Genomic DNA, 22,849 nt, shown 5'->3' with positions numbered 1-22,849 from the left:
CGTGAATTTGCATGTATTCTAGTAACAGTTATTGACGGATTCTATTGAAAAGGACGTAACTAAAAATGAAAGCAAGCGTATTAATTAATAGTTTAAAATTTAAACAGGTCAAGCCGGCCTTAACCACCGACTTTGACGTCACCATGCTGACGCAGGACACCCGCGAAATCAAGCCGGGCGCCATGTTCATCTGTGTGGACGGCTACCACGTCGACGGTCACGACTTAGCCGGTCAAGCCGTTGACAAGGGGGCCAAAATCCTGGTTGCCCAAAAACCGCTCGACGTTAACGTTCCGGTGATCTACGTTCAAAATACGGAACGCGCCATGGCGATCCTCGCCGACGTCTTTTACGACGCGCCCAGCCAAAAAATGCGGATGATCGGGGTTACCGGGACCAACGGTAAAACGACCGTGACTCACTTGATCGAACAAATTTACCGCGACCAACAACAGGCCACCGGTTTGATTGGGACGATGTACCGCAAGATCAAGGACGAAAAACTGCCAACCGCTAACACGACCCCCGACGCCATTACGACCCAACGGACGCTGGCCGCGATGCGCGATGCCGGTGTCGAAACCGTGGCGATGGAAGTTTCCTCGATTGCGTTAGTCCTTGGCCGGGTTTGGGGCATTGACTACGACATTGCCGTGTTCACTAACCTGACGCAGGACCACTTGGATTTCCATAAAACGATGGAAAAGTACTCGGAAGCTAAGGCCATGCTGTTCGCCCAGCTCGGTAACAAGTACGGCGCGAGCGGTACCCGCAAAGTCGCCGTTTTAAACACCGACGACCCGGTCGGCCGGGAATTTGAACAGTACACCGCCGCTCACGTGTTGACGTTCGGCTTAAAGCCGGACGCGATGATCAACGCCCAAAACGTTCAGATCAAGAGCCACGGGACCGAGTTTGACCTCTCCGTCTTTGGTCACGTGACCCACGTGACGATGAAACTGATTGGTCAATTTAACGTGTACAACATGCTGGCCGCCTTCGCTGCCGCTTACGCTAGCGGGATTCCCGAAGAACAGATCATCGCCTCGCTGGAAAAGGTCACCGGCGTGAAGGGCCGTTTCCAAGCCGTGCCTTCCCACACCGGTGTCAGCGTTATCGTGGACTACTCCCACACACCCGACGGCCTGCTGAACGCCCTGGAAACTATTCAGGACTTCGCTAAAAAGGACATCTACTGCGTGGTCGGTTGTGGTGGTGACCGTGATAAGGGCAAGCGGCCGAAAATGGCTAAAATTGCCGTTCAACGCAGCACCAAACCCATCTTTACTTCCGATAACCCGCGGACTGAAAACCCCACGGCCATCTTGAACGACATGGTCGCCGGCGTGCCCGACGCCGGGGTACCGGTTTACGAAGACCGCCACGTGGCCATTGCCAAGGCGATTGAAGCCGCGCAACCCGGTGACGTCGTTTTAATAGCTGGTAAGGGGCACGAAGATTACCAGATCATCGGCCGGACCAAGCACCACTTCGACGACTACGAAGAAGCGGCCAAGGCCCTCGCTAAAAAATCGACTATCGATTAATTAAAAAGGTGCTTATCCGGAAAATTTCATTTCCGGGTAAGCACCTTTTGCGTACACTGTTCTTAATGTAAATAGCTGGTTTCATTCCAGCGCTTGATGGTAAACGTTTGGTTATCGTGGGTTTCCAGCACCGTCAAACTATCGTTGTCAACAATGCCGGCACCGTTCGCGTTTAACGCCTGACCATTGACCACAAACGGCTTGCGTAAATCCTTGATAGGAACGTTCATTAACGCCTTGATCCCAAATGTCGTGGTCAACCCGTGGGAAACGATCAGCAGTGGCAGCGGGCAGTCCAACCCGACCGTTGCGACCGCGTCGTACACGGCCGCGGTGACCCGTTCCAAAAATTCGGGGTAACTTTCCCCACCAGCCGCCAGTTCCGGTTGGTACTTTTCGGGCCGCTCAACGCAGAGATCGTACTGGTCACGCGGTTCGGCAGTCCTTTCGATTTGCCCTTCCCAGCGACCAAAATCCATTTCTTTAAAACGTGAATCGAGCGTAATCGCCGGTTGCCAGCGGTTGGGCGCCACCACGTACTTAGCAGTGTTTAGGGCCCGCAACTGCGGACTACTGTAGACTTTGGCAAAGCGAGTATCCTTTAAGTACGCGCCCGCCTGCTTGGCTCCGGTCACCCCGCTAGCCAGCAGTGGCGAATCACAACCACCCCCCTGAAACCGCTGTTCAAGGTTGTACTGTGTTTGGCCGTGACGAATAAAATAGATCTCCATGGCGCTGCTCCCTTCAGTCCCCAAGAAAATGCGTGTCGTTCCACTTCTTTAACGTAAAGTTTTGGTTATCATCGGTCTCAATGACCGTTAGACTATCGTTATCAACGATGCCGTTGCCCACCGTTTTGAGGGTGCGCCCGTTAACGACCATGGGGGCCCGCAACTTAGCCACCGGTACGCCGAGTAAGGTCTTAACGGTCATGGTGGTCACTAACCCGTGCGCGACCACTAAAACGGGCAACGGGTTCGCGACCCCGGCCGCGGCCACGACTTTACGCACCGCCGCGGTTGTCCGGGCAACGAAGGTTGCGTAGCTTTCACCGCCACCGGCCCGTTTAGGATCGTAATCTCCCGGCTGATTTAACAGCACCTGGGCGTACGCCCGCGGCCGAACTTCGGCTTCTTTTTGCCCGTCCCAGCTGCCAAAGTCAAACTCCTGAAAGCCGGGTTCGACGGTAACGGTCGGCTGCCACTGATTTTCCGCGACCACGTACTTCGCAGTGTCTAAAGCACGTTGCTGCGGACTACTGTAAACCCGGGCAAACTGGGTGGCGGCTAAGTACCGGCCGGCTGCCTGAGCGCCCGCAATCCCATCCGGGAGTAACGGCGAGTCGGAACGGCCGCCCTGAAAACGGTGTTCCAAGTTAAACTGGGTCCGGCCGTGCCGGACAAAATAAATTTGCATGGGTCTAAGATCCTTCCTACAATCATTCTTTCTCCATTTTACCCGTGTTAGTCAAATTGATAAAGCATCCGCTTACAAAAGTTCCTAATTTTGGTCGTTACATTAAAGCGCCGGCCGGTAACTCGAACGGAGTTAACGCGGACGACGCTTGAATAATCGTTTGTTTAAACTTTAAGCGGTTTTACCATGTGTTCGTACGGGTGCACGCCAATCATCAGCTGGCCGTCGACCGTAAAACCCTGGCGGTGGTATAACTTAGCCGCGCGGGGATTCCCATCGTCTACGTTGAGGCTCAGTTGTCGGCCTAGACCCCGCACGAGTTGCGGCAGGGCTTCTAATAACCGACTCCCCACACCGTGGCCCTGAGTTTGCGGGTCAACCGCCAGCATACTCAAGTACCACTCACCGGGACGGGCCTCGCCGCCCAGTTCCAGCGGCGCGTCAAAGCCGGCGTGTTCACCCGAGACCCGTTTTAACAAGTCGTTGACCGCCACTTCGTTTGCGGCCGGGTGCCCGAACGCCACGCCCACGACCTGATCGTGTAACGTCGCCACAAAGGTTTGGGCCAGGCCGTCCAGGTTTTCCGGTAACGAATAGAGCTTCGTCAACATATCCTGCAAGTCGGTCTCACTAACGTTTTTTAACACCGGCATTTCCATGTCGCGGTAAATCATGGCGATCAGCGCCGCGATTTTAGCCCCGTCTTGCGGTTGTGCCTTTCGAATCTGCATATCAAAACCTCCCGTAATTTTTCCCACCGTACCAAATTTCACCATTGACCGTCAATCTTTAAGCTTAGACTGACCGCGCCGGTGCTCCAGCGTCATGACCCAGGTCGTGACCGGTACCGTCAAAATGACCCCAATCAGTGAAAACAGGACCATGATCACTTCCGCCACGAAGATCTTATTATTAATGACGCTGCCAAACGAGTAGTGCAACCCCGAAAACCAGATAAACAGCGCTAAAAAGCCGCCGAAGAAACCGAAAAACAGGGTGTTAAAGGTCGTACCAATGATTTGTTTGCCAATACTGATGCCGTCGACGTACAGGCGTTTAGTCGTGACCTGCGGGTGCTGCTCAATGATCTCACTGAGACCGGCCGCAATGGCAATGCTAGCCTCGGCAATCGCCCCCAGCGTACTGAGGATGGCCTCGGTCACCGCCACGCCAACGAACGAAACGCCGATGGTCAAAGACATGCCTTCAAGGTCCTCACTGTCTTCCAGGCTGAAGCCCTGCGCCATGATCCAGTGTTCGACCGGAAAAATAATGAGAATCAAAACGACCATCACAATCAGTGCCGCGACGTAGGCGGTTTTGGCCGCCAACTCGTTATCCTCACCAAAAAAGATCGTAAACGCTAAGATGATCGTCCCGATAACTAGTGAGACGCCCATCGCGGGAAAGCCCCACGAAATTAAAACGACCGCTAAAAACAGCAGGCCAAAGTTAAAAATCAAACTAAGAAAGGCGGTCGCCCCGGTTTTGCCACCGATAACCGTCATTAAAATAAAGAGGATTGCCCCTAAAACCGTAATGGTATTCATCGTGTTGACACCTCCCCGGGCATTAAGCGACTCGCTAACCAGCTCGCGACCGGAATGGCCAACACGATGCCAATCCCGGAAATCAGGCTTTGAACCATCCCGAGCGACATGTTCATCGTGAAGGTGTAGCCCCAGTTATTGCCATTGCGTAAGTATAGCAGCGTCATTGCGAAGGTATCGGCCATGAAGATCAGGAACAACACGTTGATCAGGGGACCCATGATGGAGTGCCCAATCTGAAGTCCGGATTTAAAAACCTGATTAGCCGCGATGTCCGGGCGCTCGGTCTTTAACTGAAAAAGCGACGCCACGATGTCGGTCGACTCGTCCATGACCGCTCCCAGTGAGCCTAAGACCGTTTCCACTAAGAACAACGGCCGCGGGACCTGGGTCACGTACTGCATCGACTCGTAGGTCACGCCGCGTTCGTGGGTCACCGCAAACACGGTCAAACTAATGATCACCGCCAAGCCGGTTCCAACCAGCGTCGCGCCAAAGGTCACCAGCATTTGCCGGCCCCAGCCCAACACTAACCAGAGCGTTAACGCGGCAAAAATCACCGCTAACACCCCGAACAGCGTGTAAACGTGCCCGCCGTTAGTAGCTAGGTCAACTTGAATTGCCCCGTAAAACAGGACCGCGTTCAAGGCTACGCTCAAAAGCGCCATTAAGCCGTTAAAGCGCATGATCAGCAGCAGCAGCGCGATGGCTAACCAGGCCACGAAGGCCAGCGCGGTGTCGCGTTTGAGCCCCTGAATCGTGACCGTGCTGTGGCGGTCCGCCGGAATCCGGACGAAGACCTGGTTGCCGCGGTGGTAGGCTTGGTCCATCGCGCCCGACTGGGTATAGTTATTTTTAATTTGGTAAGTTTGCCCCCGGTGCTGGTGGTTTAAGATTCGCACCGTTACCATTTGAACGTCGTTAACGTCCTTGTTTTCAAATTCATCACTCGTCGCCGTGTGACTAACGGCCGAAACGTGGGTCACCTGCGCGACGGTTTGCCGGTAAAGCCCGGCGTTTACGCGGGTCAGTCCGACCCCAATCAGGCCCAGTAAAACGACCGCCAACGTTAGCCAAAGCCCCCAGTGTTGTTGCATCCGCTGTTTCAAAATTTCACCCTTTTTCGTTCTAAACTAACTTTAGCTTAGCACTTTGGTGACCCGGTCAACGGGTTAAACGCCGATTCTTTACCAGAAACTAAGTTTCTACGCGCACCTTTAAGGCTTTTAACCAAACTAACTCCGCGGTCGCGTTGCTCCGCCGGGCGTACTTCATCCCGGTCGCAATCAATTCTAGGGCCCGTTGCGGCTGTTGGTTGACTTGCCATTCATAAACGGCCCGCAACTTAAAGTTGGCGAGCGGTTCGTAACGTTTTAGTAATTGTTGCACACCGGTGTCCTGCGCCCAGCCGATGATTTGGGGTGCCGGGTGTTCACTGTACAGGTTCCAATACAACGTCGCCGTCATGTAGCGGGCCAAGTCGGCCGGGGGCAGCGTGTTGAAACTCGGTTCCAAGCGGCTCAGTCCCGCCAAGAGGTCGGGGGTCGTTAACCCGTGCTGTAAGCCCCACTCTAAAATCAAGAAGGCCTGCCGAACCACCAAGTAATTCTGGTTACCACCGTGGCGGGGCATCACGATCATGTTGGCGTCCAAGCCGGCCACGCTGCCGGTCTGCATTTTTAACGCTTGCGCGCAGGCGGTCACGTACGCCGCGGTCATCGCCGCGTTCGATTCACGGGCGGCGCGAAACTCGCGCGCGGCGGTGGCCCGCCCGTGCAGGTTCATCGGTAATAGCTGGCCAACTTTGAGTGTATTGGTCCAGACCCAGATAATAAAAATAAACAGCCACAAGTTAAAGCTCCACGTAAATTGCAACATCGTCACTAAGCTTAAAACGACGGCCAGTAAGTTAAATAACCCGCCGCCAAAACAGTACAGGGCGTGGTTAAAGCGGCGCGGATCAGCCGCCGGCATGGCGACGAGGTGTGGGTAAGCCGTTAACGGGCGCTGGAATTTCCAGTGGCCGTCGACCTTACAAAGCTGGTAACGAAAACCCACGATGGCGACGACCCGTGCACCGATGAGGCGAAAGCCGACCCACTGGCCCACGTCGTAAATGAGGGTGGCCGCCAATTCACTAACGATCAACGCCAACCCGAGCCACCCAATCGTGGCAATAAATGGTCCAACGACCTGCATTGTCATCCCTCCAAAACTTTTTTCACGTTGCTTTATTATAACAAAAACGGCCCACCCGTCACGGTTTTCCCGTGCCAAATGACCGTCTTAACTGACTGATTAAACTGGGTGGTACCGACTTACCGCGCTTTAAAAATAACGTGCAACAATTGTGACAGTCCGCTGATCACAACCACCCCAACAATACCCCGAGACCACGTACTGGCACCCCACTTGATCCAGGCTGCCAGTGCAACTAATTCCACGCCAAAAATCCAATTCTTCACCGGTAGCACCCCCTAATCAGGTTGCGACATAGTATAGCGGCCCCGGTCACAATTTCAAAATTTAACGCACAAAAAAAGCCGGTCCGTACCGGCTAGTTCAAACATGCGTCCCCTCGGAATCGAACCGAGATCGCAAGGACCGAAATCTCGCGTGCTATCCGTTACACTAAGGACGCCCGTAATTTAATCCTACCACTTTTTAGCGGCGCCGGTGCTTGACCACGGTGAAAAAGTGCAAAATACTGGCCAACAGAACGTAAAAGATCACAACAAACACGCCGTAGTAGGCCCAGAAATTCGTCAGCGGGAACAACCGGCCCACCCCGGCTTCGATGCCCATCGTGATTAGGGCCATAACGGCAATCATAAAGAACAGCTGAATATAACGTTTCACGGTATTATCATCCCTTTCAACTTTGTGGGCGGCCGCTGCGCCAACCCGTTCACCCTCCGCCTGCTTTTTCGCGGATAACGTCTGCATCCCCCAAGTACCGGTCACCACGATTTCACGGGACTTGATCAAACCGCCCATCGTCAAAAACTTATCCATCGTTTTAAACGCGGCGTCGGTCACCCCGGTCACGTAGTTTTCCAGGCCACCAGCGTAACAATCGGTAATCGTGACGTAGTGTTTGTTTTTAAACCGGTCCGGGACCGCCTCGCCCACCGCGTTATAGCGGGCAATTCGGTTGCGAAAACAGTCTAAAAAGTTTTTCATGACGCCCGCTAAACCGCCTAAGTACGTTGGTGCCGCTAGCACCCACACGTCGGCGGCTAACATTTTAGTTTCCAACGCATCCAAATCCGGATCAGTTAATCCGTCGTGATCCGGCGTCAACGCGTAGTCGTTAAGGTCGACCCACTCAGTATCCGCGCTAATCGCGGCCCCCTTTAGGACCGCTTGTAACATTTGACCAGTGACGCCGGCCGGATTATGCGTCCCCAGAATGCCTAAAACTTTCACAGCTATCACCCCTAAATTTGATACCTTTATTTTACCGCACTTTTACGTTCAAATACGTATACAAAACGAACACAAACTATTAAAGTGGCTAATGATGTTTACTTTTAATAAAAACGATTGACAATCATTTACGGTCTTGCTTTAATAAACGTAAGTACAAGTTTACCGAGCTTGTGCAGTCCGTTCGACAACTTGCAGACTCTAAATCGACCAACCCGTTTCGGCCTAATACGCACGAACGGGCCGGTTTTAATTGCTGCTTTCGGGGTAGCAAACGCCGGGATGGCGTAGTTGTTCACTTAGAGGGGCTAACTGCCGATTCGGCGTACGTACCAATGGGGGAACTGGCCCTTAGTCACTCTAAATCGAAGCTGAAAGGACACAGTCAGATATGGCTAATTATCAACAATCCGAAGTCGCACTCGCTAAGAGCGCCACTTTGATCAACATTTTTGCCGACAAGATTCGGCGCCAAATCATCATTGCTCTGGGGAACAGTGATGACGGCTTAAACGTGACCGACATTACCGCCATGGTCAACATTTCACGGCCCGCCGTTTCACACCACCTGCGCTTAATGCGGGAGGCCGGCGTGATCGACATGCGCAGTAACGGGGTAGAGCACATCTACTTTCTCACGTTGAGCGAACCGTTAAAGCAATTACAAGCAACGTTTGCGACGCTCGCAGCGGATACTAGCGCGGCGGGTGGTCAATAGACCGTAATTAAAATGCCACTGGTTTCCGATTTGGGAAGCCAGCGGCATTTTTCCGTTTAAACGGGTAATTGACTTAAATCATTGGGTAACGGCGCTTCAAAGTGGACAACTTGGCGTTCAAACGGGTCGTAAAATTCTAACGTGGCGGCGTGAAGGGCCTGCCGGGTCAGCAGCTGCTGGTCACCACCGTACAGCTGGTCGCCTAACAACGGGTGGCCTAAGCTCGTTAAGTGGACCCTGATCTGGTGGGTCCGGCCGGTCACCAGTTCGAGTTGCAGCCGGCTAACGTCTTCAGCCGCGGCGTACGCTTCGACTTGGTACTTAGTCACGGCCCGCTGCCCCGTTGCCATGACGGCCCGGCGCGGACTTTCCGTTGGTCGGCCAATTGGCTGATCAATAATTCCCTCAGCCGGTTGTACCTGACCAGTGACCCAGGCTAAGTAACTTTTATGCAGGGTCGCGTTAAGCTGCGGGTCGGCTAAAATACTTTGGGCAACGCGGTGCTTGGCAACCAGGACCAAACCGCTCGTATCCCGGTCGAGTCGGGTGATCAGGTGCGGACGCTGGTTGGGCGCGCCGGTTTGTAATAAGTAGCCCTTGACCCGGTTGACCAGCGTATCCGTTCGGTCACTCGGTCCCGGGACGCTGGTCAGTCCCGCCGGTTTATTGACGACGAGCCAGTTTGCGTCCTCAAAGACCACGTTTAACGGCTGGTGACTCACGGCGATCTCCGGGTCGGGCGCCTCGTTTGCCAAGCGCAGGCCGGCCACGTCCCCGTTGTTGACCGTGATGGTGCCAACTTTGACCTGATCATTGACCACGAACTGGCCCTCACCGTGCTTGACGGCCTTGATCAGGCGCATACTAATCCCGTGGGTGGTCAAAAAACGTTTCATGGAAACCGGAGTTCCCTGGTGTTGCCAAACAAATTGCATGCTGCGAGTCCTTTCTAAAGTTCAAATTCAGCGCCGTTCTCCGGCCCGTTTACCTATATTAAATCTTAACAATTATTCGTGTACAGCCATGGTATAGTAGTGATACACAATGCCATGATTTTGGGGGAATTCACTGATGCATTTCACACGTCACACGGGGTTTTACTACCTCGTTATCAGCCTAGTTACCTTGGGGGGACTGGGCCTGCTCTTTTACATGATCAACGACCGTTTCAACACCGACAAACCGGCGGCCAAGGCGACGTCCACCACCGTAGTTGCCCGAAAAAAGCCGCAGCCCAAAGCAACGAAGACTAAGCCGGCCGCCCCGACCGTGGTCAGAAACGCCACCATCGACCGCTACCTCGCCGAACGTCACTTTTCGGGAACCGCGCTAGTTGTCCGCAATAACCGGGTGATCTTACGCAAGGCTTACGGGGAGCGCAACCGGGAGCACAAGCTTCCCAACCAAACGACCACGCCCTACTATATCGGTTCGGCCCAAAAGGCGATCGTCGCGACCGCCATTTTACAGTTACAGGACCGTGGCAAGCTCAACGTCAATGATCCGGTCGCCAAGTACCTGAACAACTTTCCGAACGGTCACAAAATCACGCTTAAAAACTTACTGAACCATACGTCAGGGTTAGTCGGTCACCACGAAACTGGTAAAGTGATGACCCCCGCCGCCCTCGTTAAGGACATCAAAAAGCAGGGGATCAACGCCCAACCGGGACAGTGGCACTACCTCGACGGCAACTACACCGTTTTAGCCTACCTGGTTGAAAAGCTCAGTGGTCAGTCCTTAATGCAATATTTACAAAAAAACATCTTCACGCCCGCGGGAATGACCGGAACCGGAACTTACAAAACCTTTAAGGCGGTCCCGAACCATTCAACCGGTTACCAGGTCAAAAACGGCCGCTACGTGATCCCCCAAATCGGCAGTTTGTCACAACTGTTCGGGGTCGGTAACCTTTACATGCCGGTCGACGATATGTACCGCTTCGACCACGCGCTGATGACCAACCAGCTGATTTCTAAACGCGCCCGCAAAGCCATGCTGACTCCGGGAAGCTCGTCAACGTACGGGATGGGCTTTTATTGCAACCCCGGGAGTTACAGCAGTCACGGGATCGTTAGCGGCTGGAACGTCGCCAACAGTTTCAGTCCCAGTGGTCAAACCTACATCGTCCTGATGGCAAACGTTCAAAACAACATCCCGTCGTTTGGCCGCTTAACGGGAGATATTTACGGGATGCTCAACCAGGCCGACGACGCCTCAACCGCGGCCAGTTCCGCTAAATAGCGGTGATTCTCAGTCGGCCGTCGCTGAATCCGCCGTTGCCGGTTCGTGGGCCGCGGCCCGAATGGTCGCCATAAAGACCTCACCGTATTTTTCAAGCTTACTTTGCCCCACTCCCCGAACACTGAGGAAGGCGGCATCGTCTTCGGGCATCACGTCGCACATGGAATGTAACGTTTTATCCGAGAAGATCACGAACGGCGGCACCTGTTGCTCTTCCGCCAAGTTACGCCGCAACGTGCGTAACTGTTCAAATAACGCACTGTTTTCCGGCACGGACTGTTGTACAGTTCGTGCCGTTTTGCGTAGCACGGTGGCCTTGCCCCGTAAAACGTCGGCTCCCAGTTGGGTCACCGTGAGCGTGGGGTACTGGCCGCCAACGGCTTGTAAATAGCCGGCCGCCGTCAAGAAATCAATCAGTTCGGCGACGCTTTTTTGGCGCTGGTTCGCCATCAAACCGTACGTTGACAGTTCACTTAAATTGGATTCGCGAATCCGCTGGTTATTGGCCCCGGTCAGTACCTGCGCCACCACGCCCTTACCAAACCGCGAGTGTAACCGGACCACGCAGGAGAGCACCTTTTGAGCGTCGGTAGTAATGTCCATGGCTTCACGTTCATCGGTACAGTTACTGCAACGGCCACAGGGCTGGGAGGCTTCACCGAAGTACTTTAAGATAAACTGTTGCAAACAGCCCTGGGTGTTCGCGTACTGCGTCATCACTTGAAGTTTACGGTAGGCCCGGTGTTTATGCTCGTCGTCCATTTCGGATTCATCGATAAAGAAGTGTTGCAGCTGGGTATCGGCCGGACGAAAAATCAGGATGGCCTCACTGGGCAACCCGTCCCGTCCCGCGCGCCCGGCTTCCTGGTAATAAGCTTCCAGGGTCCCAGGAACCTGCGCGTGGATCACGAAACGGACGTTACTCTTATCAATGCCCATTCCAAAAGCGTTGGTTGCCACCATCACGTCCACCCGGTCAAACAGAAAATCTTCCTGGTTTTGCCGGCGGACGTCGTCGTCTAATCCCGCGTGGTACGGGGCCGCCTTAACGTGGTGTTTTTGTAACAATTTGGTTAAGCGCATGACTTCCTTGCGGGTACTGGCGTAAATGATCCCGGCTTCGCCCTGGTTTACTTTTAAGTAGTCTAAAATGTAGCGGTCGGTATCCTGATCCTTAACGACCGCTAAGTTCAAGTTATCACGGGCAAAGCCGGTGTTGACCTCTTCGTTCGGGTCAATTGAAAGCTGTTGGCAAATATCTTGTGCCACCTGTTCCGTGGCGGTCGCCGTTAAAGCGAGCACCTGCGGATGGGTCGGCAACTGTTCAATGGCGGTACTCAATGCCAAGTAACTCGGCCGAAAATCGTGGCCCCACTGCGAAATACAGTGGGCTTCGTCAATGGCTAACAGGTCAATTGGCAACTGCCCCAACGCCTGAATGAAGTATTCGGAATCTAGCCGTTCGGGTGCCACGTACAGCAAGGTGTAGTCGCCCGCGCGCAGTTCTTGAAGGCGCTCGTTAATTTCCTGATTATTCAGGGAACTATTGATGAAGGTCGCGGCGATCCCGTTATCGTTGAGCGCGTCCACCTGATCCTTCATTAACGAGATCAGTGGTGAAACGACCACCGTTAATCCCGTAAACAACAACGCCGGAATTTGGTAACACAGGGACTTTCCGCCCCCGGTCGGCATGATTGCCAACGTGTTTTCACCGGCTAAAACTTGTTCGATGACCGCCTTTTGACCGGGCCGAAATTCATCGTACCCAAAAGTCGTTTTTAATACTTGTTGCGCCGCCGCTAAATCCATCGTTCACGAGCTCCTTTTCCTATCACTAATGGTCCCATTTTACAGGGTATTCTAACGAGATACAACTAAGCTCCCCGGAGTTGCTCCCCTTCTAATTCCGCAAAAAATACCTTTAAAAAACGAAAAAATCCAACTTCAATCTGCGAAGTTGGATTTCGTATGTAAGCTTACTTAACCTGCTTAGGCCGGCCCCGATGATCGACTAAGCCCTCCATGCCGCTTTGACGATACTTGCGTACCCAAGTATAAACTTGCGGGTAGGAGACGTTAAACCGGTCGGCTGCCTGCTGATAGTTGTTTTCATGGGCCAACGTATACTTTACGATGGCAATTCGTTCCTCTAGCGTTGCGCGTCGTCCACGCTCCATGGCAAGGTCCCCTTTCATTCGTCCAGATTTTATCATACCAAGAGTTACCGTATTTTTGTAGCTTTTTCCCCAGAACTTTACCGATTCGTTCATATTTTTAAGTTTAGCGTTCCAAACGGTTCGGCAACGGTCCGTTCGAACTTAACTTTTTTCGGTTCACTTTTCAGTTGCAAATCAGAACGTATGTTCGTATAATGATTTTGAGGTGATTAACATGCACGAACAAAGTTTAACGGTTAAGTACGACAACCAATCCAAGATTCTAAAATGGGACCCCCTAATGCTCTACGTCCGGGTCCGCCCCCTTGAGGAAGACGCCGCCCCGATCCACTGCATCGTGGTCAAGCACGCCCTCACCCTATTTTACCAATTACAGCCGGACGCCCGCCTAGCCCTCTACGGTCACTATAACCGCCGGCACCAATTTGTGATCACTAAATTCATGGTCGGTACCCCGGTGCAATCATTGGCAAGTTAACGAACAATCTGCGTACAATAAACGTAACCAGACCAGAGGAGTGATGTACATGTCATCCGTTTTGACCATGTTAGAGCGCAAGAACCCTAACAACCTCAACAGTCTTTACTTGCTAAACCGTCCCGTTTACAAAATTCAGCCCGACCACCGGCTGACCCTGGCTAAGGAATACGCGACTGCCGGCAACGTCACCGCGATTCAGCGCGACGATCAGGAACGCTACCACGTTAAATTCGCTCAGCGTAACGAACTCGTCATTACCGCTAAAAAAGTGGTTAATTGCACGACCGCCGCGATCACGCCCAGTTGTCACGCCTTCTTACAGTCGTTTGGCTTCCACCTGCCCACCAACGAGCCGCTTGGGACGAAGGGCCCCCTTGACCATCCCGAAGTGCTCCTGCCCATCACGCTGTTAACGACCATGCCGACGCACTACGTTGTGGTGGACTGTGAATTTGGCAACCTCTTTCGCCGGACCAGTGCGTCCAACACCATTAACTGGCAGGTCTACAAATTCTTAGGTCTCAAAACCAACGTTTTCCAGCTGAGTGCCATCAGCTTTAACGCCCACCGGCAATCGACGATCTTTTTTAACCGTTACTTTGATAATCCCAACTTTCTCCCCGAAAAGAAGCTCACCGGGCTGGCCGAAACCGGCCTGACCTTGGCAGAATACGAGCGTCAGGGCGCGCCCCTCGCCATCATTAAAGCCTTTACCAATCAAGTTTTACAAGCCCAGTTACCGCTCGTTTTCTGGGACCAGACGCAGGATGTCAAGTACTTACGGCGCGTCATTGCGGCCCACTACGCGGAACTCACGCCAACCGAACAAAAAATTGTGACGACTCCGGTCAGCATCTTTGACGCCCAGGCGTTTACGAATACGATCATCAACCACGGTAACCACAAGTCCGGTTACCACGACCTCCCCCTAAACGGCCTAGCCGCCCTTTTTAACCTGACCAACTCACACCAACATAACGCGATTTGGGACGTTCAAACGACCGAGGCCGTCATGCGTAAAATGGATCACTTGTACCAGCAGCCCCCCGTTCAAACTGTCCAACCCGCGCCCATTTATACCCCGACACCCCAGACACCGCTGCCAACGCGCGATAAACAGCAGAACCGGCACGCTAAGTACGCTCTGGTTCATAAACTCCACGCCCGCGGTAAAACTTACCGGGAAATTGCGGCGGTTACGGGCATTAGTATCAGCGGCGTCAACTACATCCTCAAAAAGGCCGTGGCGACCAGCTCGGCTAACGGTGTTACCCCCGGCTTAGAAAGCGTATAATGGCTTTAACAGCATATAAGGAGTGGATACACTTATGGAAAAACGTATTAAAGGCTCTTGCACCACGATCTTAGTCGGTAAGAAGGCTTCGATTGACGGCTCAACCATCATTTCACGAAACGACGACGGTCACGAAGCGCTCGATCCCGAACGGTTAGTGGTGGTCAATCCCGAAGACCAGCCTAAACACTACCAGTCCGTCATTAGCAAGGTTAAAGTGGAATTGCCGGATAACCCGTTACGTTACACGTCAATTCCGAACTCAATTTTAACTAACGGGACCTGGCCAGCCGCCGGGATCAACAGTGAAAACGTCGCGATGTCCGCGACCGAAACCATTACGACCAATTCCCGGATTCAAGGGGTTGACCCGTTAGTCGCCGGCGGGATCGGTGAAGAAGACCTGTGTACTTTAGTCTTGCCTTACATCCACAGTGCCAAGGAAGGGGTCACCCGTTTAGGCGCCCTGCTGAAAGAATACGGGACCTACGAACCAAACGGTATCGCCTTTTCGGACCAAGACGAAATTTGGTGGTTAGAAACGATCGGTGGGCATCACTGGGCCGCTAAACGCATTCCGGACGACGCTTACGTAGTCGCACCAAACCGGATGAACATCGACGACTTCGATTTTGACGCCGACGACACGCTGGCTTCCGATGACTTGGAAGCTTTAATTGCCAAGTACAACTTGAACCCCGACTTTGACCGCGTTAACTTACGCCACATCTTCGGCAGTGCCACCATTAAGGACACGGTTTACAATAACCCGCGGGCTTGGTTTGGCCAGAAGTACTTCACACCCGACGTGGAACAGGACCCGATGGAACAGGACTTACCGTTCATTTGCCACGCTAACCGCAAGATTTCCATCGAGGACGTTAAGTTCGTTTTAAGCTCCCACTTTGAAAATACCAAGTACGACGTTTACGGCAGCGGCTCCGAAGCCGACAAGAAGTTGTTCCGGCCAATCGGGATCAACCGGAACCACGACGTCCACATTCTGCAAATTCGCAACAACGTGCCCGCTGAAATTGCTGGGATTCACTGGTTAGCCTTTGGCGCCAACACGTTCAACACGGTGGTGCCGTTCTACGCCAACGTTAACGACACCCCGGCTAGTTACAAAAACGCCAACGGGACCTTTAACCTCAATGACATGTACTGGTTAAGCTGCACGACCGCCCTGCTTGGTGATACCGACTACGACTTCTACGTTGACATGCGTAATAGCTACGAATTAGAAGCCATGAGTGCTTACCGAAAGATTGAAAACGACACCGACGCTGATTTGAGTCACCACCAGGACGTCACGACGTACCTCGAAGCCGCCAACCAACAACTGGCGGACACCGCGATGAAGTTACAGACCAAGTTACTTGGTGAAATGGTGATCGCTGGTTCCGAAAAAATGAAATTACGTTATAATCTGAACGACTAAACAAGCCCGTTAAATCAAGCGTTCGCGTTAAATTCAAATGATGGATTTATGAGTGCGTACTAATTTAATTTTAATTTAGTGGTTTACAAACCGAAAATAAGTGCTAGTATAAATGGCACAAGATAAAAAACGTAGGAAAGAGGAGTACGATTAATCAACCTGCCAGTGAATCGGGGATGAGTGGAAACCCGACCAGTACTTGATTAGTCCGAATAACACTTTCTTAGTTGCTAACTGAAATAACTTCGTTAAAGTAGGATTAGCCGTTAACCGGTACGTTATCATCGGTAGAGTATGTTAGTACTCTATTTTAAAGCTGGTCTGCATCTGGCAGACAACTTGGGTGGTACCGCGAAAGAAGCCTTTCGTCCCTTGATAATTCAAGGGATGGAAGGCTTTTTTTTATCTTGCTAATTACTGTCCGTCCAACTAAAAAATTTTAAAGGAGCTCCGACTTATGCATTTAATTATTCCAAAGGATTACGATCCAAAATTATCCGTTAAAGAAACCCAACAAGCCATCCGTTACATCCGTGAAACTTTCCAAGAAGAATTTGGCAAGCAGTTAAACCTTTCCCGGTTATCCGCCCCAATGTTCGTTGAAAAGAAAACTGGTTTGAACGATAACTTGAACGGGGTTGAAAAGCCGGTCTCCTTCACCATGAAAGACATGGGCGACGAAACCATTGAAATTGTCCATTCATTAGCCAAGTGGAAACGGGTTGCTTTGAAACGCTACGGCTTCGGCATGCACGAAGGCCTCTACACCAACATGAACGCCATTCGTAAGGACGAAGACTTAGACAACTACCACTCCGCCTACGTTGACCAGTGGGACTGGGAAAAAGTCATTGCCAAGGACGAACGCAACGTCGAAACCTTAGAAAGTACCGTTAAAACCATTTTTAAAGTCATCAAGCACATGGAACACGAAGTTTGGTACAAGTTCCCGCAGGCCGTTTACCACTTACCCGATGAAATTCACTTCATCACGACTCAGGAACTGGAAGACATGTACCCCGACAAGACGCCCCGCGAACGGGAAAACGCGATCACGAAAAAGCTTGGCTGCGTGTTCTTAATGCAAATCGGCTGGACCCTCGACAGTGGCGAACGTCACGACGGCCGGGCCCCCGACTACGACGACTGGAAGTTAAACGGTGACATCTTATTCTGGTACGAACCGTTGGATCAAGCCATCGAAATTTCCAGCATGGGGATTCGGGTCGACGCCGATTCCATGAAGAAACAGTTAAAGGACGTGGACGCCGAAGACCGCTTAAGCCTGCCTTACCACAAGATGATTTTGGACGCTTCGGTTCCTTACACCATTGGTGGTGGGATCGGTCAATCACGCCTATGCATGTTACTACTCGGCAAAGCCCACGTTGGCGAAGTCCAAGCCGCCCTCTGGCCACAAGCCATGATCGACAAGTGCGAAGCTAACAACATTCACTTACTTTAATTTTTAACAATCCAACGTAAAGGAGCATCAATGTCATGGAAAAAATCAGCATTATCAACGCGGCTAAACATACCGACGAACGGGTCAAAATTGGGGTGTGGCTAAGCAATAAGCGCTCCAGTGGAAAAATCGCCTTTTTGCAACTGCGCGACGGGACCGCCACTTTTCAAGGTGTCGCCCTCAAACAGGAGCTCGGCGCAGACCGCTTCGCGCAACTGGTTGATTTAGCACAGGAAACTAGCCTCTGGGTTACCGGCACGATTCACGCGGACACCCGTTCCAAGTTCGGATACGAACTAGCCATCAGCGATTTTGAAATCGTCGGTACCAGTCACGACTACCCGATCACGCCGAAGGAGCATGGCATTGATTTCCTGTTGGATCACCGCCACCTGTGGCTGCGGTCGTCCAAGCCCAACGCCATTATGCGCATTCGCAACGAGGTCATCCGAGCGGTCTACGAATTTTTCAACGACCGGGACTTCATTAAAGTTGACGCGCCAATTCTGACCGGGTCCGCACCGGAAGGCACCACCGAATTATTCCAAACGGACTACTTCGGACAAGACGCCTACCTCTCACAATCTGGTCAACTGTACGGGGAAGCCGCCGCAATGGCCTTTGGTAAGATTTTCACCTTTGGACCAACCTTCCGGGCCGAAAAGTCCAAGACCCGCCGGCACCTGACCGAGTTTTGGCAACTAGAACCCGAAATGGCCTGGATGCACCAAGCCGAGAGCCTGGAAGTTCAGGAACAACTAGTCGCGTACTTGGTGCAAGCAGTCATTGACCACTGTACCAACGAATTAGCGGTCCTGGACCGCGACGTGGCCACGTTGAAAAAGTACACTAAGTTACCGTTTCCCCGAATTTCCTACGACGATGCCATCACGCTGCTGCAGCAAAACGGCTTTGACGTCGACTGGGGCGTTGATTTCGGCTCACCGGAAGAAACGTTCTTGGCGGAACACTTTGACCAGCCGGTTTTCGTGCTCAACTACCCGAAGGCCATTAAAGCCTTTTACATGCAGGCGCACCCGACCCGGGACGACGTGGTAATTGCCGCCGACTTGCTGGCGCCGGAAGGTTACGGTGAAATTATCGGGGGTTCCGAACGCTCAACCGATTACGACTATTTAAAACAGCGCTTATTAGCGTCCGGACAGGACCTCGGCAACTACGACTGGTACCTCGACCTGCGCAAGTACGGGGCCGTGCCGCATTCCGGGTTCGGTATGGGCCTTGAACGCTTCCTCGCGTGGATTACACTCCAAGACCACGTTCGGGAAACGATTCCGTTCCCGCGGATGTTACACCGGCTCTACCCGTAAAGTAAATAAGTCTTACTACCACTAAGGGCGGTCACGCAAGCAATTGCGGACCGCCCTTTGACATCGAAAAGGAACCCGGTACATTTTTGACTGACGGTCATAACGTTTACCGAGAATCATTCACAAATCATATAATCCATTATATGAAATTTTGATGGTTTTATGGACTGAATTGCTTTATAGTTAAGGTGATAAGTTTATTAATATAAACAAAGGACTGATTAATATGTCTTGGTCGCTATGGCTTATTCCGCCCTTCTTAACTAGTATTTTCTTTTTCCTTGGCGTTATTACGCTTTACTGGTCCGTTTATACTTGGGTCACGACTAAACTTGAAGCTCGGCAAAAAAACACCACCGATTTAAAAAAGATTCAAACGATTGTCGGTATCACTTGTGCGGTCATTTCCATTTTTGGTCTGCAACTGATCGTGCGGGCCAGCAGCCTTTCCTGGGCGTTTACCAGCTTTAACTTACTAATTTTGATTTTTATCGCGTACTTCCTCCAAATTTGGATTCCGTACTGGTTAGTCACGCTGGCGGGGATTGGTTTCATGGTCTTAAACGGCAACGTCGACCAGCCCCTTTCCTGGGGGTACACGGTCATCTTCGCCGCGTTTTACATTATTTCGTACTTTCAAAGTGTCGCCATGGCACCACACCCGTTTCTCCGCTACTTTAGAACGGCCATCATTTTCGGCGGTCTGCTGTGGGCAACGGTTCGGTTGCGCTTTGATTTGTCGTGGGCAACCTTCGCGGAGGAGTTCTTTAGCTACCTGCTTTTAGCCGTGATGATGTACGGCTACTTTCGAATTCAGGACCGCAACCAGCGGATCAAGGACCGCTTATTCCAAGCCGCGAATTGGGACGCGCTGACCCACGTCAAAAACTACGCGGCGTACGACCGTGAAATCGCCTACCAGTTTCAGCACTGCGCGAAACATCACCAACCGCTGTCGATGATCATGTTTGATATCGACCACTTTAAACAAACTAACGATACGTACGGACACTTGGCCGGTGATCAAGTACTTGAAAAGGTGGCCGCAGCCGTCGCGACCGTTTTAAAGTCGTACGGCGAACGGACCAACCTTTACCGCACCGGTGGTGAAGAGTTCAACGTGATCATGCCCAACTTGAACACCGCGGTTGCCGGTAAGGCCGCCAAAGAGATCCTGGATACGGTGGCACAGTTGCCAATCGTTTACGATGGAACCACCCTACACGTTACCGTTTCAATCGGTGCTTCCGAAGTTATTATGAAAGACCACAACCCGCTTGATTTTTACCGGCGTGTGGGCGCAAACAAATTACCATTGACGAGGCCCCTAAGGAGTCGCACCGGCCGCATTCCAAGCCGTCGACCCCCTTCGCGTCGGGTCCCCGCTAAACTATAAAACGCTGATTACCCCAGCGTTTTTTCATGAAAATATTCATATACGGATCGTCCACTAACAATTACGGGTAAAATCGACTGTTCATCCAGTACTGAAACGCCTTTACGCGTCAATAACCCGATCAATTGCGGGAGGTAGTCCGGCACTTGCGCGTTGAGATTAACGGAGCGACTCATACCGGTCGTTGTCAACACGAGCTGAAATAAATCGGGATTAAAGTCAAACGGGGACGGTCGCTGCCGAACTTGATACCTTAACGTTACCCGCTGGAGCTGCGCGTAATCGAACGTCACTTTTTCCGGGTGCCCGCTCACCAACTGCCGCAGTTTTAGTCCCAGTTTGTCGGAATACGAATAAAGTTCAATTCCGCGCGTTGTAATGATCCAGTAGTCGTTGACCGCGACCGGTACTACGACCACTAGTCCCAACCCAAAAACAAGCGCGAACAACCACCAGGGCTGGTAGCCAAATCCGGTAAAGAACAAACTGATCAGCAGCCACCCTAAGGTTAATACCAGGCCCCGCTGAAAGCTAAAGCGCCGTCCAACTATGTACGGCTTTTTAAAAAACGGACTGCCCTGGACCAATTCATCTAATGAAACGTTGTAAAGATCCGATAAAGCTAACAAATTATCAATTGACGGCACCGCCTTACCCGTTTCCCACTTCGAAACGGCCTGTGTCGTTACGTACAATTTTGCGGCTAACTGCCCCTGCGTCAAATTGTGCTGGTGACGCCGTAATTTCAAAAGCGCTGGTAATAACATTTTATTCGCCCCCTACACCGTTTATGTTAGTTGTTATCGCACAAATAGCCAATCAACTCATGGTTGAATTCACTTTAAGCCGCCTAATGGTCGTCGTACGCGCTAATAACTTTGAGCCGGCCCGTTTCAGTTTGTCATCGAACCACCCACAGCTCAATTGCTAAATTTCCCGGGAAATCATACCTACTGCGGCCACCGGCTACGTTTACCCTTATCGTACCCCCAGGCCAGCAATAATCCTAGGGTGATTTTTCCAAAACAATTGACGCCCGTTAAACTCCATCAAGGAATTTAGCGGGCGTCGCTTGTTATTTACTTTTTTGTAAGTTGCGCCGGTAATCGTGCAAAACTTTTAACGCCCGTTTCCGGGACTTCAAATTGGAACTCTTCAGGCGCCGCCGCGCACTAGCTAAATCCTGCTTTTCCACGTTCATAACTCCTTTACTTTAAATAGTAATTATTACTATTTAAATATATCACGGGGATGCACAATCACCAACTAGTTTGCCTACGGTGCGAAATGTCCGGCTCGTTACCGCATCAATATCTCGAAAATATCGTTTTGATTTTTTCGTTAATCTTGACGACGTTTGCGTATAATTAAGATAAGGTTCAAAATATCAATCACAACGGTCAACGTGGCAATCCACAAAGTTACTTTACGAGTTTTCACCATCCCACCACCCTCCTTACCACCATTATAAACTGAACGCCGACTAACAATGTTCGCCAGGTTAATTTGAAAGAAGTTTTAATATGAAAGTTTACTTAATCCGCCATTCCGAACCCACCTACGACCAAGTCACCGCTGCCAATTTACATGGTTACGGCCGTGAACTCGGTGCGCTCACCACCCGGGGCATCCAGATTGCCCGCAAACGGGCCCACGACCCACTATTTAAAAACGTGCAACTGATCCTCGCTTCGCCCTATACCCGGGCCTTGCAAACCGCGTTGGAATTCGTTCGTTACAACGACCTGCCATTAAAAGTCGAACTTGACCTGCGGGAGTGGCAACCGGATAATACCGGAAAACGGGCCGATAACGATCAACAAGCTGCCGCCGCTTACCAGGCTTATTTGGAGCACCCCCACGTTCGCCCCGCTGACTGTCCCTTCCACTACGATACCGCTGAAGAAATGCGCACCCGCTTTACCAACGTTTTAAAGCGGTACGCCGCAAACTACAACTGCATTGCCTGCATCAGCCACGGCGAAATTATTCACCAGCTCGGTGACTGGAACGCTCTCGACTACTGCGACGTACGGGAAATGGACGTCAATTAGGAGGCCGCCATCTTGAAAGTTTATTTAATTCGGCACTTGGTCCCTGGCAAAAAATTGCTTATGGTGAAATTAAGACCATTTCGTTTTAACGTTAAGTAACACAGCCTCCCAGATACCCGGTCTTTATTTGCCAATTTTCACCCAAGAAAAGATACCTTTCCGGGTAAATTTAGATATCCTGCAATATTTTTCCCACGTTCGATTGCTAGTATACTGATCCTTGAAAGGGACCGTAGTCGCGCAAAGATGTAAGCGCTTTTTAAATGCGTATTACACTCTGCCACACAGTCTCCGTTGGCTTGT

General features: G+C 51.8%; 23 protein-coding genes, 1 tRNA gene and 1 other annotated feature. Of the genes, 10 read left to right on the top strand and 14 right to left on the bottom strand.

Annotation, left to right across the window (positions count from 1 at the left end; genetic code table 11):
- Positions 1-65: 65 nt before the first annotated feature.
- Positions 66-1,547, top strand: a complete 1,482-nt coding sequence (locus tag D1831_RS00870; protein ID WP_125070755.1) for a UDP-N-acetylmuramoyl-L-alanyl-D-glutamate--2,6-diaminopimelate ligase — start codon at positions 66-68, stop codon at positions 1,545-1,547.
- A 62-nt stretch (positions 1,548-1,609) separates the two neighbouring features.
- On the opposite strand, the gene D1831_RS00865 is transcribed toward D1831_RS00870, so the two are convergent.
- The 9 genes from D1831_RS00865 to D1831_RS00830 form a co-directional block, all read right to left on the bottom strand.
- Positions 1,610-2,278 carry a histidine phosphatase family protein gene (locus D1831_RS00865; RefSeq protein ID WP_125070753.1) on the bottom strand — a complete coding sequence of 223 codons (669 nt, stop codon included), beginning with the start codon at positions 2,276-2,278 and terminating at the stop codon, positions 1,610-1,612.
- Positions 2,279-2,291: 13 nt separating this feature from the next.
- Entirely contained in the window at positions 2,292-2,963 is a 672-nt protein-coding gene (locus D1831_RS00860; protein ID WP_125070751.1) for a histidine phosphatase family protein, read from the bottom strand.
- 164 nt (positions 2,964-3,127) lie between these two features.
- Positions 3,128-3,694 (bottom strand): GNAT family N-acetyltransferase, encoded by a 567-nt coding sequence (locus D1831_RS00855; protein WP_125070749.1) that lies wholly within the window; start codon positions 3,692-3,694, stop codon positions 3,128-3,130.
- Between the two features lie 51 nt (positions 3,695-3,745).
- Positions 3,746-4,513, bottom strand: a complete 768-nt coding sequence (locus D1831_RS00850) for a YibE/F family protein (RefSeq protein ID WP_125070747.1) — start codon at positions 4,511-4,513, stop codon at positions 3,746-3,748.
- Complete coding sequence (locus D1831_RS00845; RefSeq protein WP_125070907.1) at positions 4,510-5,610, bottom strand: YibE/F family protein; 1,101 nt, start codon at positions 5,608-5,610, stop codon at positions 4,510-4,512. Before D1831_RS00845 ends, D1831_RS00850 begins: the two co-directional genes overlap by 4 nt.
- Positions 5,611-5,710: 100 nt before the next feature.
- Positions 5,711-6,712 carry a hypothetical protein gene (locus D1831_RS00840; RefSeq protein ID WP_125070746.1) on the bottom strand — a complete coding sequence of 334 codons (1,002 nt, stop codon included), beginning with the start codon at positions 6,710-6,712 and terminating at the stop codon, positions 5,711-5,713.
- A 119-nt stretch (positions 6,713-6,831) separates the two neighbouring features.
- Entirely contained in the window at positions 6,832-6,978 is a 147-nt protein-coding gene (locus D1831_RS14340) for a hypothetical protein (RefSeq protein WP_158610628.1), read from the bottom strand.
- A gap of 104 nt (positions 6,979-7,082) precedes the next feature.
- Positions 7,083-7,154, bottom strand: a tRNA-Arg gene (locus D1831_RS00835).
- A gap of 23 nt (positions 7,155-7,177) precedes the next feature.
- Entirely contained in the window at positions 7,178-7,942 is a 765-nt protein-coding gene (locus D1831_RS00830) for a flavodoxin family protein (RefSeq protein WP_125070744.1), read from the bottom strand.
- A gap of 391 nt (positions 7,943-8,333) precedes the next feature.
- Between D1831_RS00830 and D1831_RS00825 the strand changes: the two genes are divergently transcribed.
- Positions 8,334-8,660, top strand: a complete 327-nt coding sequence (locus tag D1831_RS00825; RefSeq protein ID WP_125070742.1) for an ArsR/SmtB family transcription factor — start codon at positions 8,334-8,336, stop codon at positions 8,658-8,660.
- 56 nt (positions 8,661-8,716) lie between these two features.
- On the opposite strand, the gene D1831_RS00820 is transcribed toward D1831_RS00825, so the two are convergent.
- Positions 8,717-9,595: an RluA family pseudouridine synthase gene (locus D1831_RS00820; RefSeq protein ID WP_125070740.1), complete on the bottom strand. Its 879-nt coding sequence runs from the start codon at positions 9,593-9,595 to the stop codon at positions 8,717-8,719.
- A 136-nt stretch (positions 9,596-9,731) separates the two neighbouring features.
- Here D1831_RS00820 and D1831_RS00815 point away from each other — a divergent pair, with 136 nt between their 5' ends.
- Positions 9,732-10,904: a serine hydrolase domain-containing protein gene (locus tag D1831_RS00815; protein WP_125070739.1), complete on the top strand. Its 1,173-nt coding sequence runs from the start codon at positions 9,732-9,734 to the stop codon at positions 10,902-10,904.
- Between the two features lie 9 nt (positions 10,905-10,913).
- Here the strand turns inward: D1831_RS00815 and recQ are convergent, their stop codons facing one another.
- Both recQ and D1831_RS00805 read right to left on the bottom strand, forming a co-directional pair.
- Entirely contained in the window at positions 10,914-12,716 is a 1,803-nt protein-coding gene (gene recQ, locus D1831_RS00810) for a DNA helicase RecQ (RefSeq protein ID WP_125070737.1), read from the bottom strand.
- Positions 12,717-12,883: 167 nt separating this feature from the next.
- A complete protein-coding gene (locus tag D1831_RS00805) occupies positions 12,884-13,084 on the bottom strand; it encodes a helix-turn-helix domain-containing protein (RefSeq protein WP_158610627.1) in 201 nt (66 codons plus the stop codon).
- 214 nt (positions 13,085-13,298) lie between these two features.
- On the opposite strand from D1831_RS00805, the gene D1831_RS00800 reads away from it, so the two are divergent.
- The 6 genes from D1831_RS00800 to D1831_RS00775 all read left to right on the top strand — a co-directional run bounded on the left by D1831_RS00800 (position 13,299) and on the right by D1831_RS00775 (position 20,492).
- Positions 13,299-13,562 carry a hypothetical protein gene (locus D1831_RS00800; protein ID WP_125070733.1) on the top strand — a complete coding sequence of 88 codons (264 nt, stop codon included), beginning with the start codon at positions 13,299-13,301 and terminating at the stop codon, positions 13,560-13,562.
- 49 nt (positions 13,563-13,611) lie between these two features.
- Entirely contained in the window at positions 13,612-14,859 is a 1,248-nt protein-coding gene (locus tag D1831_RS00795; protein WP_125070731.1) for an RNA polymerase sigma factor sigma-70 region 4 domain-containing protein, read from the top strand.
- Between the two features lie 34 nt (positions 14,860-14,893).
- Complete coding sequence (locus D1831_RS00790) at positions 14,894-16,300, top strand: C69 family dipeptidase (protein ID WP_125070730.1); 1,407 nt, start codon at positions 14,894-14,896, stop codon at positions 16,298-16,300.
- A 123-nt stretch (positions 16,301-16,423) separates the two neighbouring features.
- Positions 16,424-16,676: a binding site (T-box leader), on the top strand.
- Positions 16,677-16,757: 81 nt separating this feature from the next.
- Positions 16,758-17,765, top strand: coding sequence for an aspartate--ammonia ligase (gene asnA / locus D1831_RS00785; protein WP_125070729.1), 1,008 nt, complete (start codon positions 16,758-16,760; stop codon positions 17,763-17,765).
- Between the two features lie 35 nt (positions 17,766-17,800).
- The gene (gene asnS, locus D1831_RS00780; protein WP_125070727.1) at positions 17,801-19,096 is read left to right on the top strand and encodes an asparagine--tRNA ligase; all 1,296 of its coding nucleotides are present in this window, start codon (positions 17,801-17,803) and stop codon (positions 19,094-19,096) included.
- Positions 19,097-19,322: 226 nt separating this feature from the next.
- Positions 19,323-20,492, top strand: a complete 1,170-nt coding sequence (locus D1831_RS00775; RefSeq protein WP_125070725.1) for a GGDEF domain-containing protein — start codon at positions 19,323-19,325, stop codon at positions 20,490-20,492.
- A gap of 8 nt (positions 20,493-20,500) precedes the next feature.
- Here the strand turns inward: D1831_RS00775 and D1831_RS00770 are convergent, their stop codons facing one another.
- Positions 20,501-21,259 (bottom strand): helix-turn-helix domain-containing protein, encoded by a 759-nt coding sequence (locus D1831_RS00770; protein ID WP_125070723.1) that lies wholly within the window; start codon positions 21,257-21,259, stop codon positions 20,501-20,503.
- A 308-nt stretch (positions 21,260-21,567) separates the two neighbouring features.
- Complete coding sequence (locus D1831_RS00765) at positions 21,568-21,687, bottom strand: putative metal homeostasis protein (protein WP_179950275.1); 120 nt, start codon at positions 21,685-21,687, stop codon at positions 21,568-21,570.
- Positions 21,688-22,015: 328 nt separating this feature from the next.
- Between D1831_RS00765 and D1831_RS00760 the strand changes: the two genes are divergently transcribed.
- Positions 22,016-22,546, top strand: coding sequence for a histidine phosphatase family protein (locus tag D1831_RS00760; RefSeq protein ID WP_125070719.1), 531 nt, complete (start codon positions 22,016-22,018; stop codon positions 22,544-22,546).
- The last annotated feature ends 303 nt before the right edge of the window (positions 22,547-22,849 follow it).

The sequence above is a fragment of the Lactiplantibacillus garii genome, assembly GCF_003885105.1.
GTDB classification, from domain to species: Bacteria; Bacillota; Bacilli; order Lactobacillales; family Lactobacillaceae; genus Lactiplantibacillus; species Lactiplantibacillus garii.
The sequence above is the reverse complement of the archived record's forward strand: the minus strand, read 5'-3'. Positions and strand labels throughout refer to the sequence as shown.